Source organism: Longimicrobium sp. (genome assembly GCA_036387335.1).
Lineage (GTDB): Bacteria > Gemmatimonadota > Gemmatimonadetes > Longimicrobiales > Longimicrobiaceae > Longimicrobium.
This window is the reverse complement of record DASVTZ010000026.1, coordinates 37,229-60,751: the sequence shown is the minus strand read 5'-3', so window position 1 is coordinate 60,751 and position 23,523 is coordinate 37,229. Positions and strand designations below refer to the sequence as shown.

Here is a 23,523-nt window from a genome sequence, read left to right as displayed (position 1 = left end):
GCGCGGGTCCGCACGCCACCTCCCCCGCGCCCCCGGCTGCGCATGGACACCGATCGGAGCACCGACCACCTGCGCGGCGAGCGTGACCTCGGGGTGCTGCGCGTGCTGCGGGCGGAGTACGGCCCCGGAGACCGCTTCGAGCCGCACGCGCACGGACACGCATATCTGTGCTTCCCCCTGCGCGGCGGCTTCGCCGAGAGCTCCGGGACGTCGGAGCGGGTCTGCCGCCCGGGGAGCGTGATCTTCCGCCCCGCCGGCGAGCGGCACGCCACCCGCTTCGGGGCGCAGGGCGCGCGCTGCCTGATCGTGGAGATGGACGACCGCTGGATGGACGGGGTTGCCGCGCGCGGCGCCGTGCCGGGCAGCCGCTCGGCGGAAGTGCGCGGGGGGCGCACCCGCTGGCTCGCCCACCAGCTGGACGAGGAGCTGCGCGCATGCGACGCCGCATCCGTGCTCGCCCTGGAGGGGCTGGTGCTGACCGCGCTGGGCGAGGTGTCGCGTGCCGCGGACGCCCCGCCGGGCGCCCGGGCTCCCTTGTGGCTGCAGGGGGTGCTCGAGCGCGTGCGTGCGGAGGCGGGCGCCCCGCCGGCGCTCTCCCTTCTGGCGCGCGACGCGGGGGTGCATCCGGTGCACCTGGCGCGCGAGTTCCGCCGGCACGTGGGGTGCACCGTGGGCGAGTACCTCCGCCGCGCGCGCATCGAGCGCGCGTGCGCCGCCCTCGCCTCGTCGGCCCGCACCATCTCGTCCATCGCCCACGAGGCTGGCTTCGCGGACCACAGCCACTTCACCCGCACCTTCCGCCGGCATACCGGCACCACCCCGCTGGCGTACCGCCGCGCGCACCGGGGCCGCTAAACCGGTTCCATCCCCGCCCGGCCGTTCAAGACGGCGCCTTCCCCCCGCGCCATCTTCCGCGTATGGCCGGGCAGGCGGCCCGGCGCTCCACTCGCGCTCCCCGTCCTCACATGCGTATCCACTCCCTGTCAGGCGTGCTTCTGGCGCTCGTGTCGACCGCGGCCGGGTGCGCACCGCCGCGCTGCCCCCCTGTCGCCGCCCCTCCGCCGCGCGCCGCGGTGGTGCGCGGTGCGGTGGGGGAGCGGCTCGACGGGCGCCTGCGTGCGCTCGCCGACTCCCGATTCGCCGGGGCGGTGCTCGTCATGCGGCGCGGCGAGACGCTCCTGCGCCAGGGGTATGGGCGCACGGCGGGCACGTGCGGCAGGCCGGTGACGCCCGCCACGGGGTACTGGATCGGCTCCCTCAGCAAGTCGTTCGCGGCGGCCGCCATCCTGCGGCTGGAAGAGGAGGGCCGGCTTCGCACCACCGACTCGATTGGGCGCTTCTTCACCGGGCTCCCCACCGGCCGCGCGGGGATCACCCTTCACCAGCTCCTCACGCATACGGGCGGGCTGGGCCACAACTACGCGGCGGATGGAACCTCCGACCGCTCACGTGCCGTGGCGGCCATCCTGCGGCCTCCCGCCGTGGACGAGCCCGGTACCCGCTTCCACTACTCCAACGACGGATACAACCTCCTCGCCGCCGTGGTGGAGACCGCCGCCGGCGAGCCGTATGACGCGTACGTGCAGCGGATGCTGATCGGCCCGGCCGGACTGCGCTCGAGCGGGCCGTGGGACGACCGGCCCGCCGCCGATGCGCTCGGGATTGCGCCGCCGCGGAACGGGAGGGGGCCCGCCTACCACCTTCACGACCGCGGATACATGGGCGCGACGGGAATTCATTCCACCGTGGACGACCTGGTGCGCTGGCTGAACGCGCTGCGTGGCGGCCGCGTTCTGCGCGACAGCAGCATCGCGCGGATGTGGCGCCCATACGTGGCCGCCGGTGCGCGCGGGGAATACGGCTACGGCTGGTTCATCTCCACCGCGCCGGGCGGGGGGCGGGTGGTGGAGCATGGCGGCACGGACACCGACCTGGGCCACAACGCGGTGCTCTGGTGGCGCATGGATGACGACGTGGTGATCTCCATCGCATCCGCTTCGGGTGAGCCGGGAGGCGTGCCGGCCAGCCGCAGGGTGCGAGATGCCCTGATTCGCCTCCTGCCCGCCACCGGCGCTCCGTGACGCGAAGCGCCCGTGGCACGCTGGACTTCGAACGCGGAATGGCCCCCGCGCCAGGACGGCCTTCGCGCGGAAGGCGGGGGTTGGGCCGGGGAGAGGACCGGCGTGATGAATCGCGCCCGGACGAGGTTTGCGGCGCAGGGGCGGCGGCATGCTTGCTCGGGTTTGGGAAGCTGGATACATTCTGGCGTAGAACGCGCTCTGCCGGCTCTCTTCCCCTGCTCCTCCCCTATCATGCGCCTGCGCCTTCTCATTGCCGTTTTCGCCACGATGGGCCTGTGGGCATGCCAATCGGGATCCCGCAGCCCGGAGGGCGAGCCGCGTCCAATGGCTGGGGTGGACCTCGAGGTCGGCGCGGACTCGCTCTTCCGGTCGACGCAGCGGCGGCTCGTCGCCCAGGGGTACCGGGTCGACCGTGCGGACCCGGACCTACGCTACCTCCTGGTGCGCGCGCCCGACGCCGAAACGCAGGTCGGGATCCGGATCGAGGCGCGGGGGAGCTCTTCTCACCTCTCCGCCCTGCCGGTTGGCCGAGCGGACTCCATGGCGCAGATGCTCGCGGTGCTCAGGGTGATGCACGACGCGGTTGAGACCACGCCGCGGTAGCGCCCACCCCGCAACACCCCTCCACGCAAACGGCCCCGCGGAATCATCGCCGCGGGGCCGTTCGTGCGTCCTGCGCCAGGCACTTCGCTCCCGGCTACCCGCGGCGCGGCGCGGCGCGGCGGAAGAAACACGGGCAGCCACGTGGGGCAGCCCCCACGGGATCTGTGCGTCAGGGCGGGGGATCGAGGTGAGGCGGGCGGTGGGCAGACACGCAGGTCTGCCCCTACGGTTGCGGTGCGTTAGGCGAGGATCGAAGCCGCGCGGAGGGCGGGCGCGATGAATCGCGCCTCTACGGGAACCGTGCACACGGCGGGGATCGACGCGCACGCCCCTCCCCCAGGTTGTTTTGGGGGAGGGGCCGCGAGGAACGAGCGGGGGAGGGGGCCCCGCCCCTACGCCCCGCCGCCGATTTGCGTGGCGACGCGGGTGTCGGACAGGTTGCGCTCCATCGGCGCCGCAGGGGTGGATCTCTCCGGCGGAATGGTGGAGCCGTCGCGCACCGCGGGGATGGCGCCCTCCTCCAGCCACGCGTAGCGGCCCTTGAGCACGTCCTGCGCGAGCTTGTAGGTGAAGTCGTCGGCGTTGTCCGTCACGCGGCCGAAGAGCTCCTTGATGCGGATGCGCGCGCGGCGGCAGAAGAGGTCCGCCACCAGCGCCGCCTCGCGGCCGTGCGGCTCGTCGCGCAGGGACTGGGCGCGCACGCAGGCGGCGGTCATGGCGAAGAGCTCCGCGCCGATGTCCACGAAGCGGCCCAGCAGCGCCTGCTTCCGCTCCAGCTTGGCCTGGTAGCGGCCCATCGCGAAGAACATGCTGCGCGCCAGCTTGCGCGAGGTGCGCTCCACGTAGCGGATGTGCTTGGCCAGCCGCCCGAACTCCGAGTACGCGTTCGGGATCTGCCCGCCGCCCACGAAGCGCTTCGGCAGCCAGCCGGCGTACCACACGCCCGCCTTGGCCATCGCGCCCACCTTCTGCCCGAAGGAGATGTCCGGCTTGATCAGGTCGCCGGCCACGGCCAGGTGCATGTCCACCGCCTCGCGGGCGATGAAGAGGCGCATGATCTCGCTGGAGCCCTCGAAGATGCGGTTGATGCGGAAGTCGCGCATCATCCGCTCCACCGGGATCGGCAGCTCGCCGCGCGCGGCCAGCGAGTCGGCCGTCTCGTAGCCGCGCCCGCCGCGGATCTGCAGGCAGTCGTCCACGATCTTCCACCCCATCTCCGTCGTCCACAGCTTGGCGATGGCGGCTTCCAGGCGGATGTCGTTCTTGGCCTCGTCCGCCAGGGCCGACGCCAGCTCGGCCACCGACTCGATGGCGAAGGCGTTGGCGGCCATGTCGCCCAGCATCTGCGCCACGGCGTCGTGCTTGCCCACGGCCGCGCCCCACTGCACCCGCTCCGCCGCCCACTTGCGCGAGACCTCCACGGCGACCTTGGCCCCGTACGCCGCGCTCATGGGCAGGGTCAGGCGCCCGGTGTTCAGCGTCATCAGCGCCAGCTTCAGCCCCTTCCCCTCGCCCCAGATCACGTTCTCGCGCGGGACGCGGACGTTGTCGAAGCGGATGACGGCGTTCTGAAGCGCCCGCAGCCCCATGAAGTGGCAGCGGTGCGTGATCTCCACCCCCGGCGTGTCCACCTCCACCACGAACGCGGTGATCTGGGGGATCTCCTTGCCGTTCTTGATCTTGGACGGCGTCTTCGCCATCACCACCAGCAGCTCGGCCAGGGTGCCGTTGGTGCACCACAGCTTCTCGCCGTTGAGGATGTAGGCGGTGCCGTCCTCGGTGAGCGTGGCCGTGGTGGCGAGCGCCGCCGGGTCGGACCCCACCCCCGGCTCCGTGAGCGCGAAGGCCGAGATGGCGCCCCTGGCCAGCCGCGGCAGGTACTTCTTCTTCTGCTCCGCGGTGCCGAACATCTTCATCGGCTGCGGCACGCCGATGGACTGGTGGGCGCTCAGGAGGGCGGTGAGGTTGCCGTCCTGGCTGGTCACCATGCCGATGGTGCGCCCGTAGCCCCGCTGTGAGAGCCCGACGCCGCCGTACTCCTCCGGGATCTTGAGCCCGAACGCGCCCAGGTCGCGCAGCCCCTGCACCACCTCCGGCGGGAGCTCGCCCGTGCGGTCGATGGCGTCCGAATCGACCTCTTCCTCCATGAACTTCCGCAGCTTCGCCATGTAGGCGTCCGTCTTCGCCCTGTCCTCGGGCGTCTGCTGCGGGAAGGGGTGGATCAGGTCCAGGCGGAAGTTGCCGAGGAAAAGCTCGCGGACGAAGCTGGGCGCGGTCCACTCGGTCTCGCGCGCCGCTTCGGCGACCTCGCGCGACTCCTGCTCGCTCGGTGCGGTCTGGGCACTCATCACACGGATCCTGGTTGCGGGGTAGGGAAGTCGCGCCGCGATTCGAACAGGGCCGGAACGCGGCAAAATCAAAGCTACGGCTGAGCCGTGCTCACGCAACACCCCACCCTCATGCGCAGGAACGTTCCAGCTACCGCTCCTATTGCGCCAGGTGCCGGTATATTCCTGCGAACAAAGCCTCACAAAGAATGGCGATAAGGGAGCGATTCCGGTCGGGAGAGGCGTGGTAGCTGGGGTCTCGGCTCCGGTAACGTTGGGATGTCCACAACGGACGACAACGAAAACCAGCTTCTACGGAGCTTTCAGATGAAGTTTGCCCGCATCATCCCCGCTTTCGCCTCGCTGTCCCTCCTCCTTGCCGCCTGCGAACGCACCCCCACCTCCGGCGACGTCGCGCCTCCCACGACGAGCCGCCACGAAGACAATCCGCCGCCGCCCCCGCCCCCGACCCCCCCGCCGACGGACACCACCGGGATCGGCGGAGGGGTGAAGGGAAGCGGCAACTGAGGCATATGAGCGGCCGCGGAGACTACTCCGCGGCCGTTTTCCCGCGCAGGTAACGGGTGAGGTCCGAGGCCAGCCCTTGCACCAGTGCATCATCCTCCGACGACGACGACGGTGCCGTTGCGGAGAACTGGAGCCTGCGCGTGACGGAGTCGAGCACCGACTCCGCCTCGGCCAGCACGTGCGCCTCCTTGCGACGCACCGCGATCTCCCGCGCGGTCGACGCGGCGCGCTCGGCTCTCGTCCAATCGCCCAGGCTGGTGGCGCCCCGCGCCGCATCCATGAGCGCCCACGGTGCGTTCTCGCGGTTGTGCCAATCCCCCGCATAGCTCCAGATGTTGTCCCACGCTTCGTCGTAGACCGCCCGGTCCCCGGCGCCCCCCGATGCCCGCGCGATGTTGCCCCAGCTCAGCAGCTGCTCGCACGGGTGGGAGATGTGCGGATGCGCGGCGCGCAGCACGTCGAGCGCCGGCGCGAACTCGCCGCGGAGGAGCCAGAGCAGGCCGATGTCGCTGGCCAGGACGGGGAGGCGGGGGTGCCGGGGACCGTAGGCGCGGAAGGCGAGGCGGGCCAGGTCGTTGGCCTCGCCGAACTGGTCGGTCTGTACGGCGATCGCGAAGAGATCATGGTATGCGCTCGCCTGAAGCTCCCGCAGGCCGTGCCTTCGCGCCGCGCGGAGCCCGCGGATCAGGAAGCGCCGCGCCGCGGGGTAGTTGCCGCGCTGGATGTAGAGGTTCGCCAGTCCCAGGAACGCACGCGAATACGACTCCCAATCCTTCGCCTGCCTCCCCAGCCCGATCACCCGGCGGAACCAGCTCTCGGCCCTGGGATACTCCGCCCGCCTGCGGGCCAGGAGCCCCACGCGGAATCCCATGGCCGCGTCGCGGGGAGAAGCGATGGCCCCGGCCTGCGCCCAGGCGAGCGCCGTTCCCGGCATCTCCCGCTCGTCCGCCCACTTCGACACGTCAAGGCAGGCGGCGGTCAGCTGCGCCCGCGTCACCTCGCCCGGCGCGCGCAGCACCTCGGCGGCGGCGCGCAGCGGCGCCTCCACCGCGGATTCGAAGCCGGCCGCCTCGAGCTGCGCGACGAGCCGGGAGTACGCGTCGGCGGTGAAGAAGTCGGCGCGGTCCGCGCTGTGGCCCTGGGGGCCGGTGGCGTCCGGATCGGGGCGGCGCTCGTCCGGATCGGCGCTCCCCCACAGCGACACGTCGCGCGCCAGCTGGAACATCACCAGCGCCTGCGCGCCCTCCATCTCCGTCAGTATCTCACCGCCTTCCAGCTGCTCGGGGCCGTGCATCAGCGCGGGAGGAACGTGCCAGCGCCAGCGGCGCCGCGGCTTGCGAGCAGGGCGTGGAGGAGGGGACGAATCGGTCATCGACTGGGGCTCCGCGTGCCAGGAGGTGGGGGGGTGTCGTGCTAGAAGGGATCAGACCGTGGTATCCTGCCCGCGCGGTGGCGCGGCGGGAGCGTGTGAGCTCCCCTGAAGCACCGGGGGCGGCCAGGCGGATGGCAGCTTTTTAGCACAGGGTGTGTACAGTATGCACTCTCGCGCGCTCTAGTGCCAGTGCCGGAACTGATGTTGGCACCTGAAATGCGAGCGCGGCCCCCCAAACCTTACAGCGGGAGGGGGCGGATGAAAGTGCTGGTTACGGGGGGAACGGGGGTCGTCGGGAAGGCTTCGGTGGACCGGCTGCTGGCCGCGGGACACCGGGTGCGGCTCCTCTCGCGCCATGCGGAGGACGATGCGCGCCAGTGGCCCGAGGGCGTGGAGCCCCACACCGGCGACGTCAGCACCGACGAGGGCGTTCGCGGCGCCGCCGAGGGATGCGACGCGGTGCTGCACGTGGTGGGGATCGTGGCCGAGAGCCCGCCCGAGGTCACCTTTCAGGCCGTCAACGTGGACGGCACGCGGCGCATGGCGCGCGAGGCGAAGCGGGCCGGCGTGCGGCGCTTCGTCTACGTGTCGTCGCTGGGGGCGAACGGCGGAGAGTCGGACTACCACCGCTCCAAGCTCGCGGGCGAGGCGGCGGTGCGGGAGGAGGACCCGCCGGGGTGGCTGATCGTGCGCCCCGGGAACGTCTACGGCCCGGGCGACGAGGTCATCTCCACGCTCCTCAAGATGGTGCGCACCATGCCCGCCATCCCGCTGGTGGGGATGGGCGACCACCCCTTTCAGCCGGTGTGGCACGAGGACCTGGGCGAGGCGCTGGCCCGCGCCGTCATCAACCCCGAGCCGGTGCACCAGGCGCTGGACCTGGCCGGCCCCGAGGTCACCAACACGCGCGAGATCCTGGAGCGGCTGGAGGCGCTCACGGACATGCACCCGGTGCACGTCCCCGTCCCGGAGCTCCTCACGAAGCTGGGCGCGCGCGCGGCGGAGACGGTGGGCATCGAGCTTCCCATCAAGGAAGACCAGGTCACCATGCTCATCGAGGGCAACCTGATCCCCCCCGGCGCGCCCAACGCGCTCACGGACACCTTTGGCGTGCAGCCGCTGGGGCTGGACGCGGGGCTGCGGAAGCTGGTGGACGCCCTGCCGGAAGCCCTCCCGTCGGATGGCACGGGGAAGCTGGAGCGGCAGAGCTACTGGGCGGACATCCGCGGCTCGCGCATGAGCGCGGACGAGATCTTCGACCTGCTGCGCCGCGAGTTCTACACCCTGCCGCCCGAGGGGCTGGTGAAGGTGGGCGTGGAGCCGGGCTCGCCGCTGATCCTGGACGAAGGCGAGACGCTGACGCTGGCACTCCCCATGCGCGGGCACATCCAGGTGCGGGTGGCGGAGGCGCGCAACCGCGTCATCACGCTGCTCACGGTGGAGGGGCACCCGCTCAGCGGCGCCATCCGCTTCCTGGTGGAAGAGCGCGAGGGGGGGATCATCCGCTTCGAGATCCGCTCCTTCACCCGCGCCTCCAACCTGCTGGACATGGTGGCCATGCGCACCGCCGGCTTCCTCGCCCAGAAAGCGAACTGGCGCTCCGTGGTCGCCAAGGTCGTGGAGCGCAGCGGCGGCGAAGCCATCGACGGCGTCAACGACGAGACGGGCTTCCTGAACGACGAGGACGCGCGCGGCGTGGAGAAGTGGGTGGGCGAGCTGGTGCTGGGCCTGCGCCGCGCCGAGGCGCCGGGGCTGGGGGAGGATCGGTAAGGGCCCCACCCCCAGCGTCGCTCCGCGACGCATCCCCCTCCCCCAAAAACCGCCTTGGGGGAGGGGGTGCTCGTTCGGGATGGGCGCTCACCGCCGCCGCGGCACCCGAGACCGCTTCAGCGGTCTTCGCGTGGTTTCAGCCGGGGGATTCATCCCCCGGCGACGCGCCCCCGGCGCCCGCCGCCCACAAGCCTGCGACGGCAGGCTTCCCGCGGTTGTTGCAGCGGTTTCAACCGCCGGGCTCGGCCGGGCCTAACCCTCACCCCCCGGTGGTGGTTCCCCCGGTGGCGGCGCTTCCCCCCGTCCGCGGATAGATGCGGTAGCGCTCGCGCTTGGTGCGGTTCCATTCGGCCAGCTCGCGGCGCCAGCGCTCGTCGATCACGCGCGGGTCCTCGCCGCGGTCGAAGGCGGCGCGCGCCCAGTGCGAGCCGATCATCTGCGTGAAGCCCGCATTCTCGATCTTGAACTGCGCCGGGTTCTGCTTCTTGGCCTCGCTCAGCAGCACCAGCGTCGTGTACGCCGGCCGGTAGGTGTTGCGGTCCGTCACCTCCAGGCGCAGCGTGGTGAAGGTCTGCCCCTTGTAGTCCGTGTCCACCGCGGGGTTGGTGGTGGGGGTGATCTGCGTGGGGGTCAGCCGCACGCCCGGAAGGTTGTACTTGGCGACCGCCGCGAGCAGGCGGTTGGCGTCCAGCCAGGGGGCGCCGATGTAATTGAAGGGCGCCTCGGTGCCGCGCCCCACGTGCACGTTGGTCGCCTCGGCCAGCACCAGCCCGGTGAAGTTCAGCGCCGAAGTCACGGAGCGGATGTTGGGGCTCGGCGGGATGAAGCGGAGCCCCGTCTGCTCGAACCAGGTGCTCGGGTTCCACCCCTCCACCGGCACCACGTGCAGGTCGGCGCCGATCTTCGCGTCCTCGTTGTAGTAGCGCGCGATCTCGCCGGCCGTCATCCCGTGGCGAAGCGGGACGCTGTAGTAGCCGGTGATCACCTGCGTCACCGTCTTCACCTCCAGGTCCATCACCGGGCCGTCCTGCATGTCCGTGATGGGGTTGGGCCGGTCGAGTACGATGAAGGGGATCCCCTTCTTCGCAGCCTCCTCCATCGCCATCGCCATCGTCCAGACGAAGGTGTAGACGCGCGCGCCGATGTCCTGGATGTCGAAGACCAGCACGTCCACGTTCGCCAGCTCCTCGGCGGTGGGGCGCTGGGTGCGGTCGTACAGCGAGTAGACCACGACCCCGGTCTTGGTGTCGCGGCCGCCCACGAAGGTGGCGCCGGCCTCCAGGTTGCCGCGGATGCCGTGCTCCGGACCGAAGAGGGCCACCAGCTGCACGCCCGGTGTGCGCGCGAGGAGGTCCGCCCCCAGCTCGCCGGAGCGGGTGACGGCGCTCTGGTTGGTGATGAGGCCCACCCGCTTGCCTCTGATCAAGTGCATCGAGTCGCGCAGGAGGATCTCGATTCCGGGGATCACCGCGCTGCTCCTGCTGGGCGCCTGCTGCGGGCGGTCGGCCGATGCGGTGGCGGCGGGGCGCGCCACGGAGTCTGCGGAGCCGGCGGCGGTCTCCGGGGGCGAGCCGGTGCGGCAGGCGCCCATGGACAGCAGCGTGGCCACGAGGGCGGCGAAGGGGATGGAGATCGGGGCTTGGCGATGCGTCATGGCCGTCCGTAAGTTGAGCGATCCGCCGCCCGTTTGGGCGCGCGGCACGGTACCCGCATTGCCGCACCCGCGGGCGCGGCGAGTGAGGGGCATCGCTGCGAAAGGCGCGCCACACCGGCGCGGCCAAGCACCGAAAGGGGAGGGGGAGGGGTGAGCGAGACGTTCCGCCCGGCGCGGCCGGACGAGGTGCCCGAGGTGGCCCGGCTGGAGGCGCACAGCTTTCCGTCCACCACCCGCACCCATCACTGGTGGGAGGAATGGCTGGTCAGCGGCCCGCATGGTGGGCTGGAATCGTTGTGGGTGGCCGAGGAGCACGGCCGCCTCATCGGCGCCTGCCAGCTCCTCTGGCTGCGGCAGTGGATCGCGGGGGTCGCCATGCCGGTGATGGGGCTCGCGTCCGTCGCCATCGCGCCCACGCACCGGCGGCGGGGGCTGGCGGGGCGCATGCTGACCGCCGGCTTCGACCACGCCCGCGAGCGCGGCGACGTGGGCTCGGCGCTCTACCCCTTCCGCGCGTCGTTCTACGAGCAGCTCGGCTACGGGCTGGCCGGCGAGGCGCACCAGTACCAGCTCGCCCCCGGCCTCCTGCCCGACGACAAGGCGGAGCGGATGCGGGTGCGCCTGGTGGACGCGCCCGAGGACGAGGCCGCCATGCGCGCCGTCTACGCCCAGGCCGCCCAGCGGCTGCAGAGCGGCCAGCTCGACCGCACCGTGCGCTCCTGGCGCAATACGTGGGGGGGCGAGGACCAGGCGGCCGTCGTCTACTGGGGCGAGAGCGGCGAGGCGGAGGGATACGCCATCGTCCGCTACCGCGCCGACCTTCCCATCGACAAGCGCTTCCTGGAGGTGGAGGAGCGCGTCTGGCTGACCCTGGGCGCCCAGCGCGGCCTCTACGCCTGGATGTCGTCGCTGGGCGACCAGTGGCGCGAGATCGTCTACCGCGCGCACCCCGAAGAGGGCTTCGGCGACCGCATCAGCGAGCCGCGCCTGCCGCTGCTGAGCAACCCGGGGTGGGGCCTCTGGTTCCCCTCCGCGACCCTCCTCCGCGGCCCCATGTTCCGCGTCCTGGACGTTCCCGAGGCGCTGGGGATGCGCTCGCTTCAGCCCGAGGAGGACATGACGCTGCGGCTGGAGGTGAACGACGGCCAGGTGGCGGAGAACCGCGGCCCGTGGCGGGTGCGGATGGAGGGTGGCCGCATGGACGTGGAGCCGTTCCGCGGCGGCGCCGTGGACGCCACCTTTACGCTGCCCATGGACACGCTGTCGCGCATCTTCATCGGCGCGCTCGCCCCCTGGCAGGCGATCGCCGGCGGCCTCGCCACCATCGACCGCCCGGAGCTGACCAAGGCGCTGGACCACGCGTGGGGCGTGCCGAAGCCGTGGACGTTCGACAAGTTTTGAACAAAAGTCCTAAGTCCTAAGTCCTGAGTGCTGGGATTGCAGTTCAGCACTTAGCACTTAGCACTTAGCACTAGGCACTAGGCACTTAGCACTAGGCACTTTTCCTGCGCCGCACCCGGCGATCGCGTGCGACGAACAACCCCTTTCTGAAAGGCGGGCAGATGAGGCTTCTGCATCGGTGGGCGGCGCGCGGAGCAGGCGCGCTGGCGGTCTGCGCGGCGCTGGGTGCCGCGGCGTGCGGGGGCGGGGGCGGTGATGCCGGCGGCGGCGGCGATGTGGAGAAGGCGCCGCCGGGCGGCTACCAGACCTTCGGCGGCGGGCCCCCGGGAGGGACGCTGATCGTCCTCTGGGACCGCGAGCCGGACAACCTCAACCCGCTCACCTTCGACGCGTCGCCGTCGTACAACCTCGTCCACCTGATGTTCAGGGCGCTGGCGCGGCGCGACAGCACGCTCAGCAACTACGTTCCCGACCTTCTGGAGTCGTGGCAGGTCAACGGGAACACGGTCGTGATGAAGGTGCGCCCCGGCCTCAAGTGGCACGACGAGAAGCCGGTGACCGCCGACGACGTGGTGTTCACCATCGAGCGCCAAAAGGATGAGAACGTCGGCTCCCCCCGCAAGCCGGACGTGGAAGGAGTCACGTCGGTGCGCATGGTGGATTCGATGACGGTGGAGGCAACGCTCTCCAGGATGAGCCCCGCGGCCGTCAACGCGCTCCTCGAGGTGATCCCCGTTCCCAAGCACATCCTCAAGGACGTGGCTCCGGCGCAGATGCGCTTCCACGCCTTCGGCCGCCAGCCGGTGGGCAACGGGCTCTACCGCTTCGGAAGCTGGGAGCAGGGACGGCAGGTGACGGTGAACGCCAACACCACCGCGCTGGGCGGCCGTCCGTCGATCGACCGCATCATCGTGCGCAACGTCCCCGAGCCGAGCGCCCGCCTCACCTCGCTCCTCAACGGCGAGGGCGACCTCACCAAGGTTTCGGCGGACCAGAAGGGGCGCGTGGGGAGCTCGCAGGCCGTGAAGCTGCATCACACGCCGCGCGTGCGGCCGGGCTGGATCGCGTGGAACGTGGACAAGGAGCCGGTGAGCGACATCCGCGTGCGGCAGGCGTTCCTGATGGCGCTCGACCGTCCCGCGCTCGTCCGCGGTCTCCTGGGCGAGGAGGGCGAGCCCGCGCTGTCGCCGATCCCGCCCGCGCTCCGCGAGCACGCGCGAGACATCCGCACCATTCCGCACGACGTAGCGGGCGCGGGTCGCCTGCTGGACGCCGCCGGCTGGCGCGACACCAACCGCGACGGGATCCGCGACAAGGGCGGCAGGCCGCTGAACCTGGAGATCGAGTTCAGCTCCAGCGACCCGGTTCGCCCGGACATGCTGGTGGGGATACAGAGCCAGGCCAAGCAGGCCGGCATCAACGTCGTCCTCAAGCCGATGGAGAGCACCACCTGGGTCTCGCGCCTGCGCGCGCGCCAGTTCACCGGCTCGTTCTGGGGCTGGGGATGGGGCCCGGGCGTGATGGCGCCCAACGCGGAAGCCATCTGGCACTCGCGCTCCATCCCGCCGGGCGGCGCCAACTTCGCCGGCTACAAGAACCCAAAGGTCGACGCCCTGATCGACTCCCTCCTCGTGGAGGCGGACACGACCCGCGCCCGCGCCATGTGGCGCACGCTGGAGCAGACGGCCATCGACGACGCCGTCTACGCGCCCATCTTCCTCGACCCCGAGTTCTACGGCGTCAGCGCGCGCTTCTCCAACGTGAAGTTCCGCGGCCCGGAGTGGTGGGAGGACGTGATCTTCTGGAGCATCCCCACGAACCGCCGCACCGCGCGAGACCGCATGGCGGCGCAGGCGAAGTGAGGGACTAGGGAACCAGGGATGAGGGGAACGGCAGCGCGCTCGTCTGCCGTTCCCCCCATTCCCCATTCCCCACTTCCCCATTCCCCACAATTGTCCCAGACCGCGCTGGAACAGATGCCTCCCCCCGGGGGTCCAACCATACAGTAGAGCGCGGCGGGCGTTTCGGCCCGCGCAGGAGCAGCATCTGGAGTATCGTGTGACCGTGTCAGTCGTACCCGAGCGCATCCCGGCCCTCGAAGCCCTTTCGGACGGCTTCTGCATGATGGATCCGGAGTGGCGCCTCACCTACTGCAACGCCGCTGCGGAGCGGATGCTGGGCATGCCCCGCGAGGAGTTGCTCGGCCTCACCGCCTCCGAAGCCTTTCCAGGCGCGGAAGAGGCTTCCGTGCGCGAGCGCCTGTCGCGGGCTCGCGACGCGGCCGGGCCGGTACGCGTGCCCGGCGAGGAGATCTTTCCCGGCGCGCCGCGCCCCTTCTGCGTGATCGCCACGCAGGCCGAGGACGGCATCGCGCTCCAGCTGCGCGCTCTGGAGCCGGATACGGGGCGCTCGCGCGGGCTGCTGGAATCGCTCCGGCACGGGTGCGTGGCGGTGGATGCGGCGGGGCGGATCACGTACGCCAACCGCGCCGCACGCGGCGTCCTCGGCGCGCGCCGCGATGCCGTCCCGGGCGCGGAGATCTGGGCGCTGCTTCCCGGCGAGCCAGCCCTCCTGCGCGCCACGCTGCGCTCCGCGCTGGCCAGCGGGAAGCCGCACCGGCTCCACGCCGTCGAGGTGGAGGCGGAGCCGTTCCGCGGCCGCTTCTTCGACGTGTCGACGCGCCCGCTGGTGGACGGCGGCGCGTCGATCCTGTTCGAGGACGTGACCGCGCGCGTCGAGCGCGACCGCGAGCTGGCCCGCTACGCCGCCGAGGCCGAGGAGACGAGCCGCGCCCGTGCCCGCTTCTTCGCCGCGGCGAGCCACGAGCTGCGCACGCCGCTGCACGCCATCGTCGGCTACTCGCACCTCCTGGCCACCGCCACCTTTGGGCCGCTTCCGCGCGAGGCCCAGCGCGCCGCCGAGCGCTCGAGCATGTGCGCCGAGCACCTGTCGCGCCTCGTCGATGACGTGCTCCTCCTCTCCACGACCGAGATCGACCGCCTGCGCGTCGTCCCGGTGCGGCTCGCCCCGGCGGACTTCCTGCACGCCGCCATGGAGCCGCTCCGCGTGCAGGCCGAGGCGAAAGGCCTCTCCTTCACCGTCGCCGCCCCGGACACGCTCCCGGTGGTGGAGAGCGATCCAGAGCGCCTCCGCCAGGTGCTGCAGGCGGTGGTGGGGAACGCCCTCAAGTTCACCCCCCGCGGCAGCGTCCGCGTGGAGGCGCGCACCGCGACCGATCCCGGCACCCTCGAGTTCCGCGTCGCCGACACCGGCCCCGGCATCCCGGCCGACGACCGCGAACGGATCTTCCAGCCGTTCGAACAGCTTTGCGACCCATCCCGCACCGATTCCGCCACCCGTGGCACAGGTTTGGGGCTCACAGTCGCACGCCAGCTCGCCCGCCGCCTCCACGGCACCCTCGACGTGGAGGACGGCGAAGCGGCCGCGGGCGCCGTCTTCCGCCTTCGCGTCCCGGTGGACTTCCCGGCGCAGGGCTGATCCCGCAAGCCAAGACGGCCCGCGCCCTTTCCGGGTCGCGGGCCGTTTCGCTATGTTGCGCGAGCAGTTGCGTGCTTTTCCGCATCCTCACGGCCGACCCATGCTGCGTCTCCACGAGTACCGCTACCACCGCCCCGAGCGCCTCGCCGACGCCCTTGCGCTGCTGCGCGGGCACGAGGACGCACTCGCCATCGCCGGCGGCACGGACCTGATGCCGAACATGAAGCACCGCCTCTTCACCCCGCGCCACCTGGTCGCGCTCAAAGGGATCGCGGAGCTGCGCGGCATCGGCCTGGCGGACGGCGCGGGAAACGCGGTGCCCGACGACTCGCCCGACACGCGGGAGCTGGTGATCGGCGCCGGGGCCACCCTCACCGAGGTGTCGCGCAACCCGCTGGTGCGCCGCCACTTCCCGTCACTGGCCGAAGCCGCCGGCAAGGTGGCCGCCCCGCAGATCCGCAACTCCGGCACGATGGGCGGCAACCTCTGCCTGGACACGCGCTGCACCTACTACAACCAGTCGTACTTCTGGCGCGAGGCGCTGGGCTTCTGCCTCAAGAAGGATGGCGACGTCTGCCACGTCACAAAGGTCGGCAAGAAGTGCGTCGCCGCCCATTCCGCCGACACGCCCCCCGTGCTGATGACGCTCGGCGCCTCCCTCGATCTCGCCTCGGCCGACGGCGCACGCACGCTCTCCGTCGCCGACTTCTTCATCGCGGACGGCAAGTCGAACACGCTGCGCCGCCGCGACGAGCTCATCCACCGCATCCGCATCCCGCTGCCCGCGCCCGGCCTGCGTACCGCGTACCGCAAGGTGCGGCAGCGCAACTCGGTCGACTACCCGCTCCTCTCCATCGCCGCCGCCGCGCGCCTGTCGCCCGACAGCCGCGTCGAATCGCTGTCGCTGGTGGTCTCCGCGCTGGGAGCGAAGCCGCGCGTGGTCTCGGGTCTGGACAAGCTCGCCGGCGCCCCGCTCCGCGAAGTCGTGGACGCCGCCGCCCAGCTCGCCTTCAAGCAGTGCCACCCCCTCGAAAACCTCATCGTAGACCCCGACTGGCGCCACGCCATGGTCCCCGTCTACGTCCGCCGCGCCCTGGAGGAGATGGCCTGACCCCCGGCCACATCCTCGCCCCCCCGCCCTTCGCACCGAATCCGGTAGGGGCAGACCCACGTGTCTGCCCGCCCTTTCCGCGCCTCGAGCCCCGCCCGGCGCGCTGACGTAGACTCGATCTTCACGGCCACGGCTCCTACTCCGCCACCCTCCGAACCGATCTCGTTTAACACCCCCTAACACCCTTGTCAGCCCGTCGAAAACGGTGCAGCTTTTGCGCTCCATTGTCGCCGAAACGTTTTCCTGGCTCCTGCCGTGGTGCTCACGCCCGATGAGATTGGACACATCGCGGAGGTCGCGACGGACAAGGATTTCTCGACGCCGATTCAGGATGGGCAGCGGGTGCTGTTCCGGACGACGCACCTCGGGGACAAGTACCGGACGTTCGACTTCCTCGTCAGCATTCTTGGGCCCGACCATGTACCGCAGGGTATCTTCTTCGTGCAGGTCAAGGGAACGACGCGAGCCACGGCGGCGTCCGTTCGGGTACCTATCGCAGTTGGTGCGGACGAGTTCAACCGGCTTGTGGCGGCTCCGGTGCCGACTTATCTGGTCGGGGTAGACGTGAACCGGCGTGCGACGTACATCGTCGCGGCGCACCGGCGCCGAGGGTCACGGGTGTCGAGCATTACGCGTGCGTTCCCGCTGGGCAGTGATGCCGTGAAGGTAGCGTTGCACGACGAGGTCGCTGAATACTGGAAGGCTAACGGGCGCACACTCTGGAACACGAGGTTCCGGGATGTTTGAGGCACAGGCGGTTCTGCACCTGAAGTCCTCGGGGACCGAATGGGTCGCGCGGCGCGGAGCCGCCCTCGCGCAGATGGCGCTGGTGACCACATTCGAACTCACGATCTTCGAGAACTTGCATAGCAAGGCGTATGACTACGCGGTAGCCACGAAAGACGGCATGTTCATCCGGATCAGGGTCGAGGCGTACTCGTCGAGGATCGCCGGAGTCGAAGGCGTGAACACGATCCCTGAGCTGCGCTGGACCCTTTCGGCGGACTTCGTTCGGCAGGCTCGCACGAGCAAGGCGCCCGTTGTCCTCCTCCTTTTCGACGCCGACACCGACCACGGGCGTTACTCCAGGCTGGACGTGCTCCCCGCTCCCCCGCGCGGAGCGAAGTGGGTGGAGATCAGCCTGCCGCTGTCGAACACGGTCGATCCAGCGAGCCTGAGGTGCCTCGTGGCCGAGCTCCGCGGATCACACGGGCATCCGGCCGACTCTAGCGCGGCGTAAGGCCAGGATGTCTAACCCACAGGCGGACGACGGCCTCTTCTTTCAGGTCGGGGTGAGGGGGTTCTCCTCGTTCCGCATCAAGGCCGAGCGGATCGATACCATCCCTGAGCTGCGCTGGCCGATCGCTGCGGGAGAGGTGCGGCGCGCTCGAAGGAATCTGAGCCCGGTGGTCCTCTTCCTTTTCGATGCGGACAGGGATCACGGCCGCTACGCCCGCCTCGATGTGCTCCCGGCTCCTGCCCGTGGCGCCAAGTCGGTGACGGTGAGCTTCCGCGTCTCCGACGTGCTCACCAGAGAGGGGGTCGAGCGGCTCGTGGCGGATCTCCGAGCAACGCGCAGGCAGATGGCGGATTCGAGCGCTGCGTAGGCACGCAACGAGGGGGCGCCAACTGCTGGCGCCCCCTGGTCGATCAGACCTCATTCGTCATCCAGGTTTGTGCGAAGTCCCGTGACGGAAGTCTCACGCGGAGGCGCGGAGACGCAGAGAGAGCCGTAACTGCATGGCTCACACAGAGACACAGAGACACAGAGAGAACAGATCAAGGCTTCCTCTGTGGTTTGTAGTTCCCTCTGTGTTCTCTGTGTGAGGCTGTTGCTGTTGTCTTTCTCCGCGCCGCCGCGTCTCCGCGTGAGAAAAGCTATGGTATCAATCGTCCCACTTAATGTACTCGAAGCCCGTGCGGCAGCGGTTGCACCAGTACTGCGCGACGGAGAGCTGGCCGCCGAACGGGTTGATCAGCCGGGTGTCGCGCCCGTCGCAAAAGGGGCAGGGCGCGGCATCGGGGAGGGTGCTCTCCTCCGTCTCGTCGGCCCGGGGGTTGGCGTGCGGCTCGGCCACGTCAGTCCAGGAGCATCGCGCGGTTCTTGTCGCCGCGGGCGCGGGCGGCAGTCTCATCGTCCAGCACACCGCTGGCGCGCCGGGTAGCGTCGTTCCAGCCGTCCCAGTGAAGCGTGGCGTCGCAGCGCCATTCGCCGCCGTCGGCCTGGGTGATCCCCAGCGACTCAGCCAGGCCCGTCTCAGCGAGCACCGGGCCTACGCGGCGGAGAAAGCGCGCGCGCAGGGCGGACGGCCCCTGCGACACGATTCCCTCGGACAGGAGGAGCTGGCTGGACTCGGCATCGTCGCGCCCGAGCCAGCGAAGCGCTTCGGGAAGGTAGCCGGCCAGCGCCGCCACGAACTCTCCGCGCACCACGGACACGCCGGCGATGCGCCGCGCCCACCCGGCCGCGTACTGGAAGTGGAAGCGCTCCTCGTCCAGCAGCTTCTGCACGCGGTTGTGGACGGGGACGTAGCGGCTGTCCAGCAGGGCGCCATACTGCACCGTGAGCGCGGTGTCCAGCAGGAGCCCGGCGGCCACCGTCTCGCTCCACGATCCGAAGCCGCGATCGAGCGGCCCCATGCTGCGGTACTCCGCGGCGGCGCGCCCGTGCTCCAGCTCGCCCTTGGGGTCGTCGCCGAACTCGGAGAGGAGGGCATAGGTCAGCCGCCCGTGCCCCCACTCGTCCTGCGCCATCGACGACGCGGCGATCCCCGCCTCCAGCGTGGGCGCGCCGAGCATCTTGTCCGAGTAGCGGAGGCCCAGCACGCGCTTGCAGTCCGCCAGCGTCAGGATCAGGTCGCGGAGTGCGGAGCGGACGCCCTCGCCCAGCTCCTCGGCTTTCTCCACCCGCGCGGCGCTCTCTGCGATGCTCATGCGTCCTCCTTGATGGCGACGTCGCTTCCGCCGTACGCCCCCGTGGCGCGCGAGTGGACGATCGAGTCCTCGGCGGCGGGGGCATTGGACGTCACGAACTGGCTCTCCCCCGGATCCACCGGGATGATGGCGTTGCGCGGGATGACGCACATCTCCGCCCAGTTCTGCTCGTCGTACGTCTTCCAGGCGTACACGCGCGCCAGGTCGTCGTCCGTCGCGTTGATGAAGCCGATGTGCCGCAGCGGCTCCTCGCGGCCTTTGCGCGCGAACACTTCGTATACGGGTTCTTTCATGCGCCGTCCGTAAGGAAGGATTGGGGCAAAAGTGCTAAGTGCCAAGTCCTAAGTGCTGGTTAGAACCGCAGTTCACTTGGCACTTAGCACTTGGCACTTGGCACTCGCTTTTACATCGACACGCCCATCGTCTTCAGCATCTCCCGGCCTTCGGGCGAGATGCGGGCCTTGGTCCACGCGGGGGTCCACACCTCGTTGACCTTGACCTCGGCCACGCCGGGCTCGCGCTGCAGGCGGTCCTGGATGTCGAAGTGGATGAAGGCCATGCACGGACAGGCCGTCGCCGTGAAGGTGAGGTCCACCTCCACCGCCGACCCATCCCGCCGCACGTCGTAGATCAGCCCCAGGTCCACGAGCGAGATGGGAATCTCCGGGTCCATCACCTCGCGTAGCGCATCCCACAGCGGCCCGTTGCGCTCCTCCGCCGGCACCGGGTACGAAACCAGTGCGTTAGTGCGTGAGTGCGTAAGTGCGCTGGGCTCGTCCCCCCCGCCATACAAACGCACTGACGCACTAACGCACTCACGCACTGCAGTTCCCATCACGCCGCCTCCAGCATGCCCCGGAACGCGCGCCCTTCCTGGATCGACTCCACGAAGCGCTTGTTCGCGGGCCCGCGCCCCTTCCACCGCTCGAACACCTGGCTCCAAGAGATCTCGCCCTCGTCCATGAGCCAGCGCTTCTCGTCCTCGTCGTACTCGCAGGGGAAGGCGTAGTCCAGCACGAAGCGCTCGCGCCCCTCGTCCCAGTGCGCCGGCACCTTGATGCCGATCGACTCGCAGAGCGGCACGGTGGACTGCATCCACGTCTGCCGCAGCTCGTCGTTGGTCATCCCCTTGAGCTTGTAGTCGAGCTGGCCCGAATGGCGCTTCATGTCGTCCGGAAGCCCGAACCACTCCACCGCCATCGGGAACATCCAGTCCACGGCGCGCTGGATCGACTCCTTCGCCTCGCCGCCCGCGGCCGAGAGGCGCTTCATCCACATCTCGCCGTGGCGCAGGTGGAAGGTCTCCTCCTGGTCCACCTTGACCAGCGCGCGCTTGAGCGGGCCGTACGAGGTGTTCTTGAAGACGTCGCCCAGCAGCGTGATCCCGGCGCGGTCGTAGAGGCCGTTGGCCACCACCAGCTCCGCCCAGTTCTCCAGCGGGTGGTCGAAGCCGTACGGGTGCTTGAACTCGTGCGCCTCGCGGCCGTACACGAGCTGTTCCTTGTCCATCCCCAGGTCTTCGAGGAGGCGGTACGCGATGTTGGCGTGCGCAAGCTCGTCCTGAATGATGGCCGTGGCGCTCACCATCGTGTTGGTGGACGGCGCGTCCTTGGCCGCCCCGAAGTACGCCGGCGCGGAGATCAGCTCCGTGTCCGCCTGCACCAGCAGCTGCACGATCAGCGCGTTCCGGTACCCCTCCGTCATCTCGTCGGGATACTCGACGATGAAGCCGTTGTGGACCTTTTCCTTGAGCTCTTCATCAGTGTATCGGGCCATCCGATCCTCTCCCTCTGCGGGTTGGGACGTGGAATTCGTCGGTTTGTTAGTCGGGGCAGCCGCCTCACACCATGTGGGGGGCGGCCGCTGCCTGCCTGGAAGCAGGGTCCGATCCTATGTTGCCGTTCGAACGATCGTTCGGGAAGCTAACCCTAAACCCCGGCCGCAGTCAACCCGAGTCTCGGGGTTGACACGGGCGGAATTTAGATGGAGACCGTATACTGGCGCCAGTGCAAAACCATCGGCAGCTTCAGCACCGTTGATAACAATTTAGCTGTGAGGAGAAAGTCAGTGACCGCTGAACTTCGATATTGGTCGGTGTTACACTCTGACCTCAAACCCCACGTCTTGGCGCTTAGAGACGAATGGAAGAACTTGCTTGATGACCCCAGCACAACCGAACCCACCTACCAGAAATTTCTTCAAGATAATGCTGGCTTTTTCTGGGCGGATGGGGTCAATTGTGTTGTCGTTCTTTCACAAGTAAGGCTCGGTCGCGATTACGTAACTGATTTCGTTCTGGGGTATGACCGCGGGAGCTTGGGGCTTCACTATGAACTGGTGGAGATCGAGTCCCCCCACGAACCCGCTTATACAAGGGGCGGGAAGCCAAGTAGAAGGCTGAACGCAGCACTTGAGCAAGTAAGCGATTGGAAGTACTGGATCAACGCGAACCGGGAGGAAGCTAAGCGAGTTTTCCCGTCGTCGGACTTCCTCTATGATATGCCCAGCTTCAGCTATACAGTCGTGATTGGGCGGCGTTCAGACGGTGACGACCAACGTCTCAGGCGGAATCGAAAAGCGGCGAGTCTTGGGGTCGCAATCCGATCGTTCGACTGGCTCTCTGATCGCGTAACTGGGCGTATCTACCTAGACACGTTCGAGACCTATGCGCACGAGTGTTCGCGGCTACCAGTTGCGGTGCGGAATCAACTAGCAAGCCCATTCAATACATCTATCAGCGACGGGGATTGGCGAGCGATTAGCCGGTCTGCGAAGTTCAAGCCGTTTCACAGCGTGCCGCTGAATGCGGAGTTGCTAATCCCAAAGTGGTCACAAAGCTATCGCTTGTCGGATTTCGATGCTGCGTGGAGCAAGCTGTCTGACGCGCGGAGAGCTTCGTTTGCTCAGACACTCGAGGAGAGTGAACGCCACTGAATGGAAAGCCCATCGTGACGGCGGCGGGAGAAGGGGTTTTCCGGGAGTTGCGACCGCCGCGGATCGGCTGATCTGCGGCGGCGCTCCGAACATCTTACTTACCCGCCGTTCCCGGCGAAGGGAGCGCGCCCGCATGGATCCGAAGGGTAGCTCATACCGCAATGCCCCCCGGGATGGGAAATCGCGGTGGCACGATTAGCGCGCGAGCGCGGCGGCGAGTTGCTCAGATTGGCGGAAGTGCTGGAGGCGCATGAGCGCGGAAGGGCCGGCAAGTAGCACTTTGAGTGCGTTTCCTGCTGGAGCGTTCCTTCGCGAGAGCGTAAGGAGTCGTGTACCTGGCATCACCCGCCATCCGGCTAGGATGACGGTGCTTCCACCCACTTGACAGGGAGACTCCGAATGGCGAGAGGTACCGCTGTTATCGCTACAACTAATCGCCTCCCCAATGGATACAAGTTCTCTCGTGCCGATCTTGAGCGGTTCGCGGAAGCGTACCGTGCTCGACTTCTCGTAGACCCATATCTCAACTATAACCACCGCTACGACCACCGACCGGTTGCAAAGGCTATCAACGTGTGGGTGTCGCAACATCCGGGTGATCCACAGGAATCAGCACTCCTGATCGAATTCCAGACGTTGCCTGATGCTGATCCTGAAGAGGTAGCACGCCAGTTTGCGACAGGTGCTTTTAGCATCTCGTTCTTTGGACTCGGCGTATCAAATACTTCTGGCGAGGACGATCAGGAGGATCTTACGATAGGGTTCTCGCCAGAACTGGGTGGGGAGCTGGAGCTTGATGCGATGCTTCGCGACGTCATCCGCGTTGTACCTGATGCGCGGGTCTCTGTTCGCCACTTTCACCAACACGCAGCCGAGCCGGGAACGGCAGTAATCGTGGTTTTTGGTCTCTGGCTAATGGATAAAGTCGGGTCGAAGATCATCGATAAACTCTGGTCGGTTCTCTTTGAACCACAGGAAGCGCCAGCTCGTCAGGCGGACCAACTTTTGGCTCACATTCGTACGGCGAACGGCGAAGTTCACATCCAGATGCCGATCAGCGATGCAACCGCCGAGATGCAGAAGGCCCTCGCCGACGGGATTCGGGATGTCTTTCGCCAGAACGCTGGAGAGGGGCCTACGGGCCGGGTCAGCATTTCTTACAACTTGAATTACGAGCCGACCGTGCATCAGCTTCCGTCCGGGAATAATGCCGGCCCAAATGGGAGCACGACTTGATGGCCACCCTCCGCCATCGTATCTAGACCACCAGGAGCCTGGTGTCGTTCAAGCCGCCGCGTAGAGTTTGGCAA

22 protein-coding genes are annotated in these 23,523 nt (G+C 68.9%); 14 read left to right on the top strand and 8 right to left on the bottom strand.

Annotated features, from left to right (window positions below):
• The first annotated feature begins 42 nt into the window (after positions 1-42).
• From VF647_02415 to VF647_02405, 3 genes are all read left to right on the top strand, one after another.
• A complete protein-coding gene (locus VF647_02415) occupies positions 43-855 on the top strand; it encodes an AraC family transcriptional regulator (GenBank protein HEX8450919.1) in 813 nt (270 codons plus the stop codon).
• Between the two features lie 134 nt (positions 856-989).
• Positions 990-2,081, top strand: a complete 1,092-nt coding sequence (locus tag VF647_02410; protein ID HEX8450918.1) for a serine hydrolase domain-containing protein — start codon at positions 990-992, stop codon at positions 2,079-2,081.
• 324 nt (positions 2,082-2,405) lie between these two features.
• Positions 2,406-2,684 carry a hypothetical protein gene (locus VF647_02405; GenBank protein ID HEX8450917.1) on the top strand — a complete coding sequence of 93 codons (279 nt, stop codon included), beginning with the start codon at positions 2,406-2,408 and terminating at the stop codon, positions 2,682-2,684.
• Between the two features lie 392 nt (positions 2,685-3,076).
• Here VF647_02405 and VF647_02400 read toward each other — a convergent pair whose 3' ends face one another.
• Positions 3,077-5,032 (bottom strand): acyl-CoA dehydrogenase family protein, encoded by a 1,956-nt coding sequence (locus VF647_02400; protein ID HEX8450916.1) that lies wholly within the window; start codon positions 5,030-5,032, stop codon positions 3,077-3,079.
• Between the two features lie 306 nt (positions 5,033-5,338).
• On the opposite strand from VF647_02400, the gene VF647_02395 reads away from it, so the two are divergent.
• Complete coding sequence (locus tag VF647_02395; protein ID HEX8450915.1) at positions 5,339-5,539, top strand: hypothetical protein; 201 nt, start codon at positions 5,339-5,341, stop codon at positions 5,537-5,539.
• Positions 5,540-5,561: 22 nt separating this feature from the next.
• Here VF647_02395 and VF647_02390 read toward each other — a convergent pair whose 3' ends face one another.
• Positions 5,562-6,911 (bottom strand): tetratricopeptide repeat protein, encoded by a 1,350-nt coding sequence (locus VF647_02390; GenBank protein ID HEX8450914.1) that lies wholly within the window; start codon positions 6,909-6,911, stop codon positions 5,562-5,564.
• Between the two features lie 258 nt (positions 6,912-7,169).
• Here VF647_02390 and VF647_02385 point away from each other — a divergent pair, with 258 nt between their 5' ends.
• The gene (locus tag VF647_02385; GenBank protein HEX8450913.1) at positions 7,170-8,681 is read left to right on the top strand and encodes a DUF1990 family protein; all 1,512 of its coding nucleotides are present in this window, start codon (positions 7,170-7,172) and stop codon (positions 8,679-8,681) included.
• Positions 8,682-8,940: 259 nt separating this feature from the next.
• Here the strand turns inward: VF647_02385 and VF647_02380 are convergent, their stop codons facing one another.
• Positions 8,941-10,335: a DUF1343 domain-containing protein gene (locus tag VF647_02380; GenBank protein ID HEX8450912.1), complete on the bottom strand. Its 1,395-nt coding sequence runs from the start codon at positions 10,333-10,335 to the stop codon at positions 8,941-8,943.
• 150 nt (positions 10,336-10,485) lie between these two features.
• Between VF647_02380 and VF647_02375 the strand changes: the two genes are divergently transcribed.
• The 7 genes from VF647_02375 (at position 10,486) to VF647_02345 (ending at position 17,952) form a co-directional block, all read left to right on the top strand.
• Complete coding sequence (locus VF647_02375; protein HEX8450911.1) at positions 10,486-11,736, top strand: GNAT family N-acetyltransferase; 1,251 nt, start codon at positions 10,486-10,488, stop codon at positions 11,734-11,736.
• A gap of 161 nt (positions 11,737-11,897) precedes the next feature.
• A complete protein-coding gene (locus tag VF647_02370; GenBank protein ID HEX8450910.1) occupies positions 11,898-13,598 on the top strand; it encodes an ABC transporter substrate-binding protein in 1,701 nt (566 codons plus the stop codon).
• A 196-nt stretch (positions 13,599-13,794) separates the two neighbouring features.
• A complete protein-coding gene (locus tag VF647_02365) occupies positions 13,795-15,234 on the top strand; it encodes an ATP-binding protein (protein ID HEX8450909.1) in 1,440 nt (479 codons plus the stop codon).
• A 100-nt stretch (positions 15,235-15,334) separates the two neighbouring features.
• Positions 15,335-16,345, top strand: coding sequence for an FAD binding domain-containing protein (locus VF647_02360; protein HEX8450908.1), 1,011 nt, complete (start codon positions 15,335-15,337; stop codon positions 16,343-16,345).
• Between the two features lie 255 nt (positions 16,346-16,600).
• On the top strand, positions 16,601-17,092 hold the full coding sequence (locus VF647_02355; protein ID HEX8450907.1) for a DUF4365 domain-containing protein: 492 nt from the start codon (positions 16,601-16,603) through the stop codon (positions 17,090-17,092).
• Positions 17,085-17,585 carry a hypothetical protein gene (locus VF647_02350; protein ID HEX8450906.1) on the top strand — a complete coding sequence of 167 codons (501 nt, stop codon included), beginning with the start codon at positions 17,085-17,087 and terminating at the stop codon, positions 17,583-17,585. The genes VF647_02355 and VF647_02350 overlap by 8 nt, the downstream gene beginning before the upstream one ends.
• Before the next feature lie 7 nt (positions 17,586-17,592).
• Positions 17,593-17,952, top strand: a complete 360-nt coding sequence (locus VF647_02345) for a hypothetical protein (GenBank protein HEX8450905.1) — start codon at positions 17,593-17,595, stop codon at positions 17,950-17,952.
• Between the two features lie 279 nt (positions 17,953-18,231).
• On the opposite strand, the gene VF647_02340 is transcribed toward VF647_02345, so the two are convergent.
• The 5 genes from VF647_02340 to VF647_02320 form a co-directional block, all read right to left on the bottom strand.
• Complete coding sequence (locus VF647_02340; protein ID HEX8450904.1) at positions 18,232-18,423, bottom strand: hypothetical protein; 192 nt, start codon at positions 18,421-18,423, stop codon at positions 18,232-18,234.
• 1 nt (position 18,424) lies between these two features.
• Positions 18,425-19,279, bottom strand: coding sequence for a Phenylacetic acid catabolic protein (locus VF647_02335; GenBank protein ID HEX8450903.1), 855 nt, complete (start codon positions 19,277-19,279; stop codon positions 18,425-18,427).
• A complete protein-coding gene (locus tag VF647_02330; protein HEX8450902.1) occupies positions 19,276-19,572 on the bottom strand; it encodes a hypothetical protein in 297 nt (98 codons plus the stop codon). The genes VF647_02335 and VF647_02330 overlap by 4 nt, the downstream gene beginning before the upstream one ends.
• A gap of 110 nt (positions 19,573-19,682) precedes the next feature.
• Positions 19,683-20,003, bottom strand: coding sequence for a metal-sulfur cluster assembly factor (locus VF647_02325; protein ID HEX8450901.1), 321 nt, complete (start codon positions 20,001-20,003; stop codon positions 19,683-19,685).
• Between the two features lie 110 nt (positions 20,004-20,113).
• Complete coding sequence (locus VF647_02320) at positions 20,114-21,055, bottom strand: Phenylacetic acid catabolic protein (GenBank protein HEX8450900.1); 942 nt, start codon at positions 21,053-21,055, stop codon at positions 20,114-20,116.
• Positions 21,056-21,262: 207 nt separating this feature from the next.
• Here VF647_02320 and VF647_02315 point away from each other — a divergent pair, with 207 nt between their 5' ends.
• Entirely contained in the window at positions 21,263-22,213 is a 951-nt protein-coding gene (locus VF647_02315) for a Shedu anti-phage system protein SduA domain-containing protein (protein ID HEX8450899.1), read from the top strand.
• A gap of 399 nt (positions 22,214-22,612) precedes the next feature.
• Positions 22,613-23,449: a hypothetical protein gene (locus VF647_02310; GenBank protein ID HEX8450898.1), complete on the top strand. Its 837-nt coding sequence runs from the start codon at positions 22,613-22,615 to the stop codon at positions 23,447-23,449.
• Positions 23,450-23,523 lie beyond the last annotated feature (74 nt).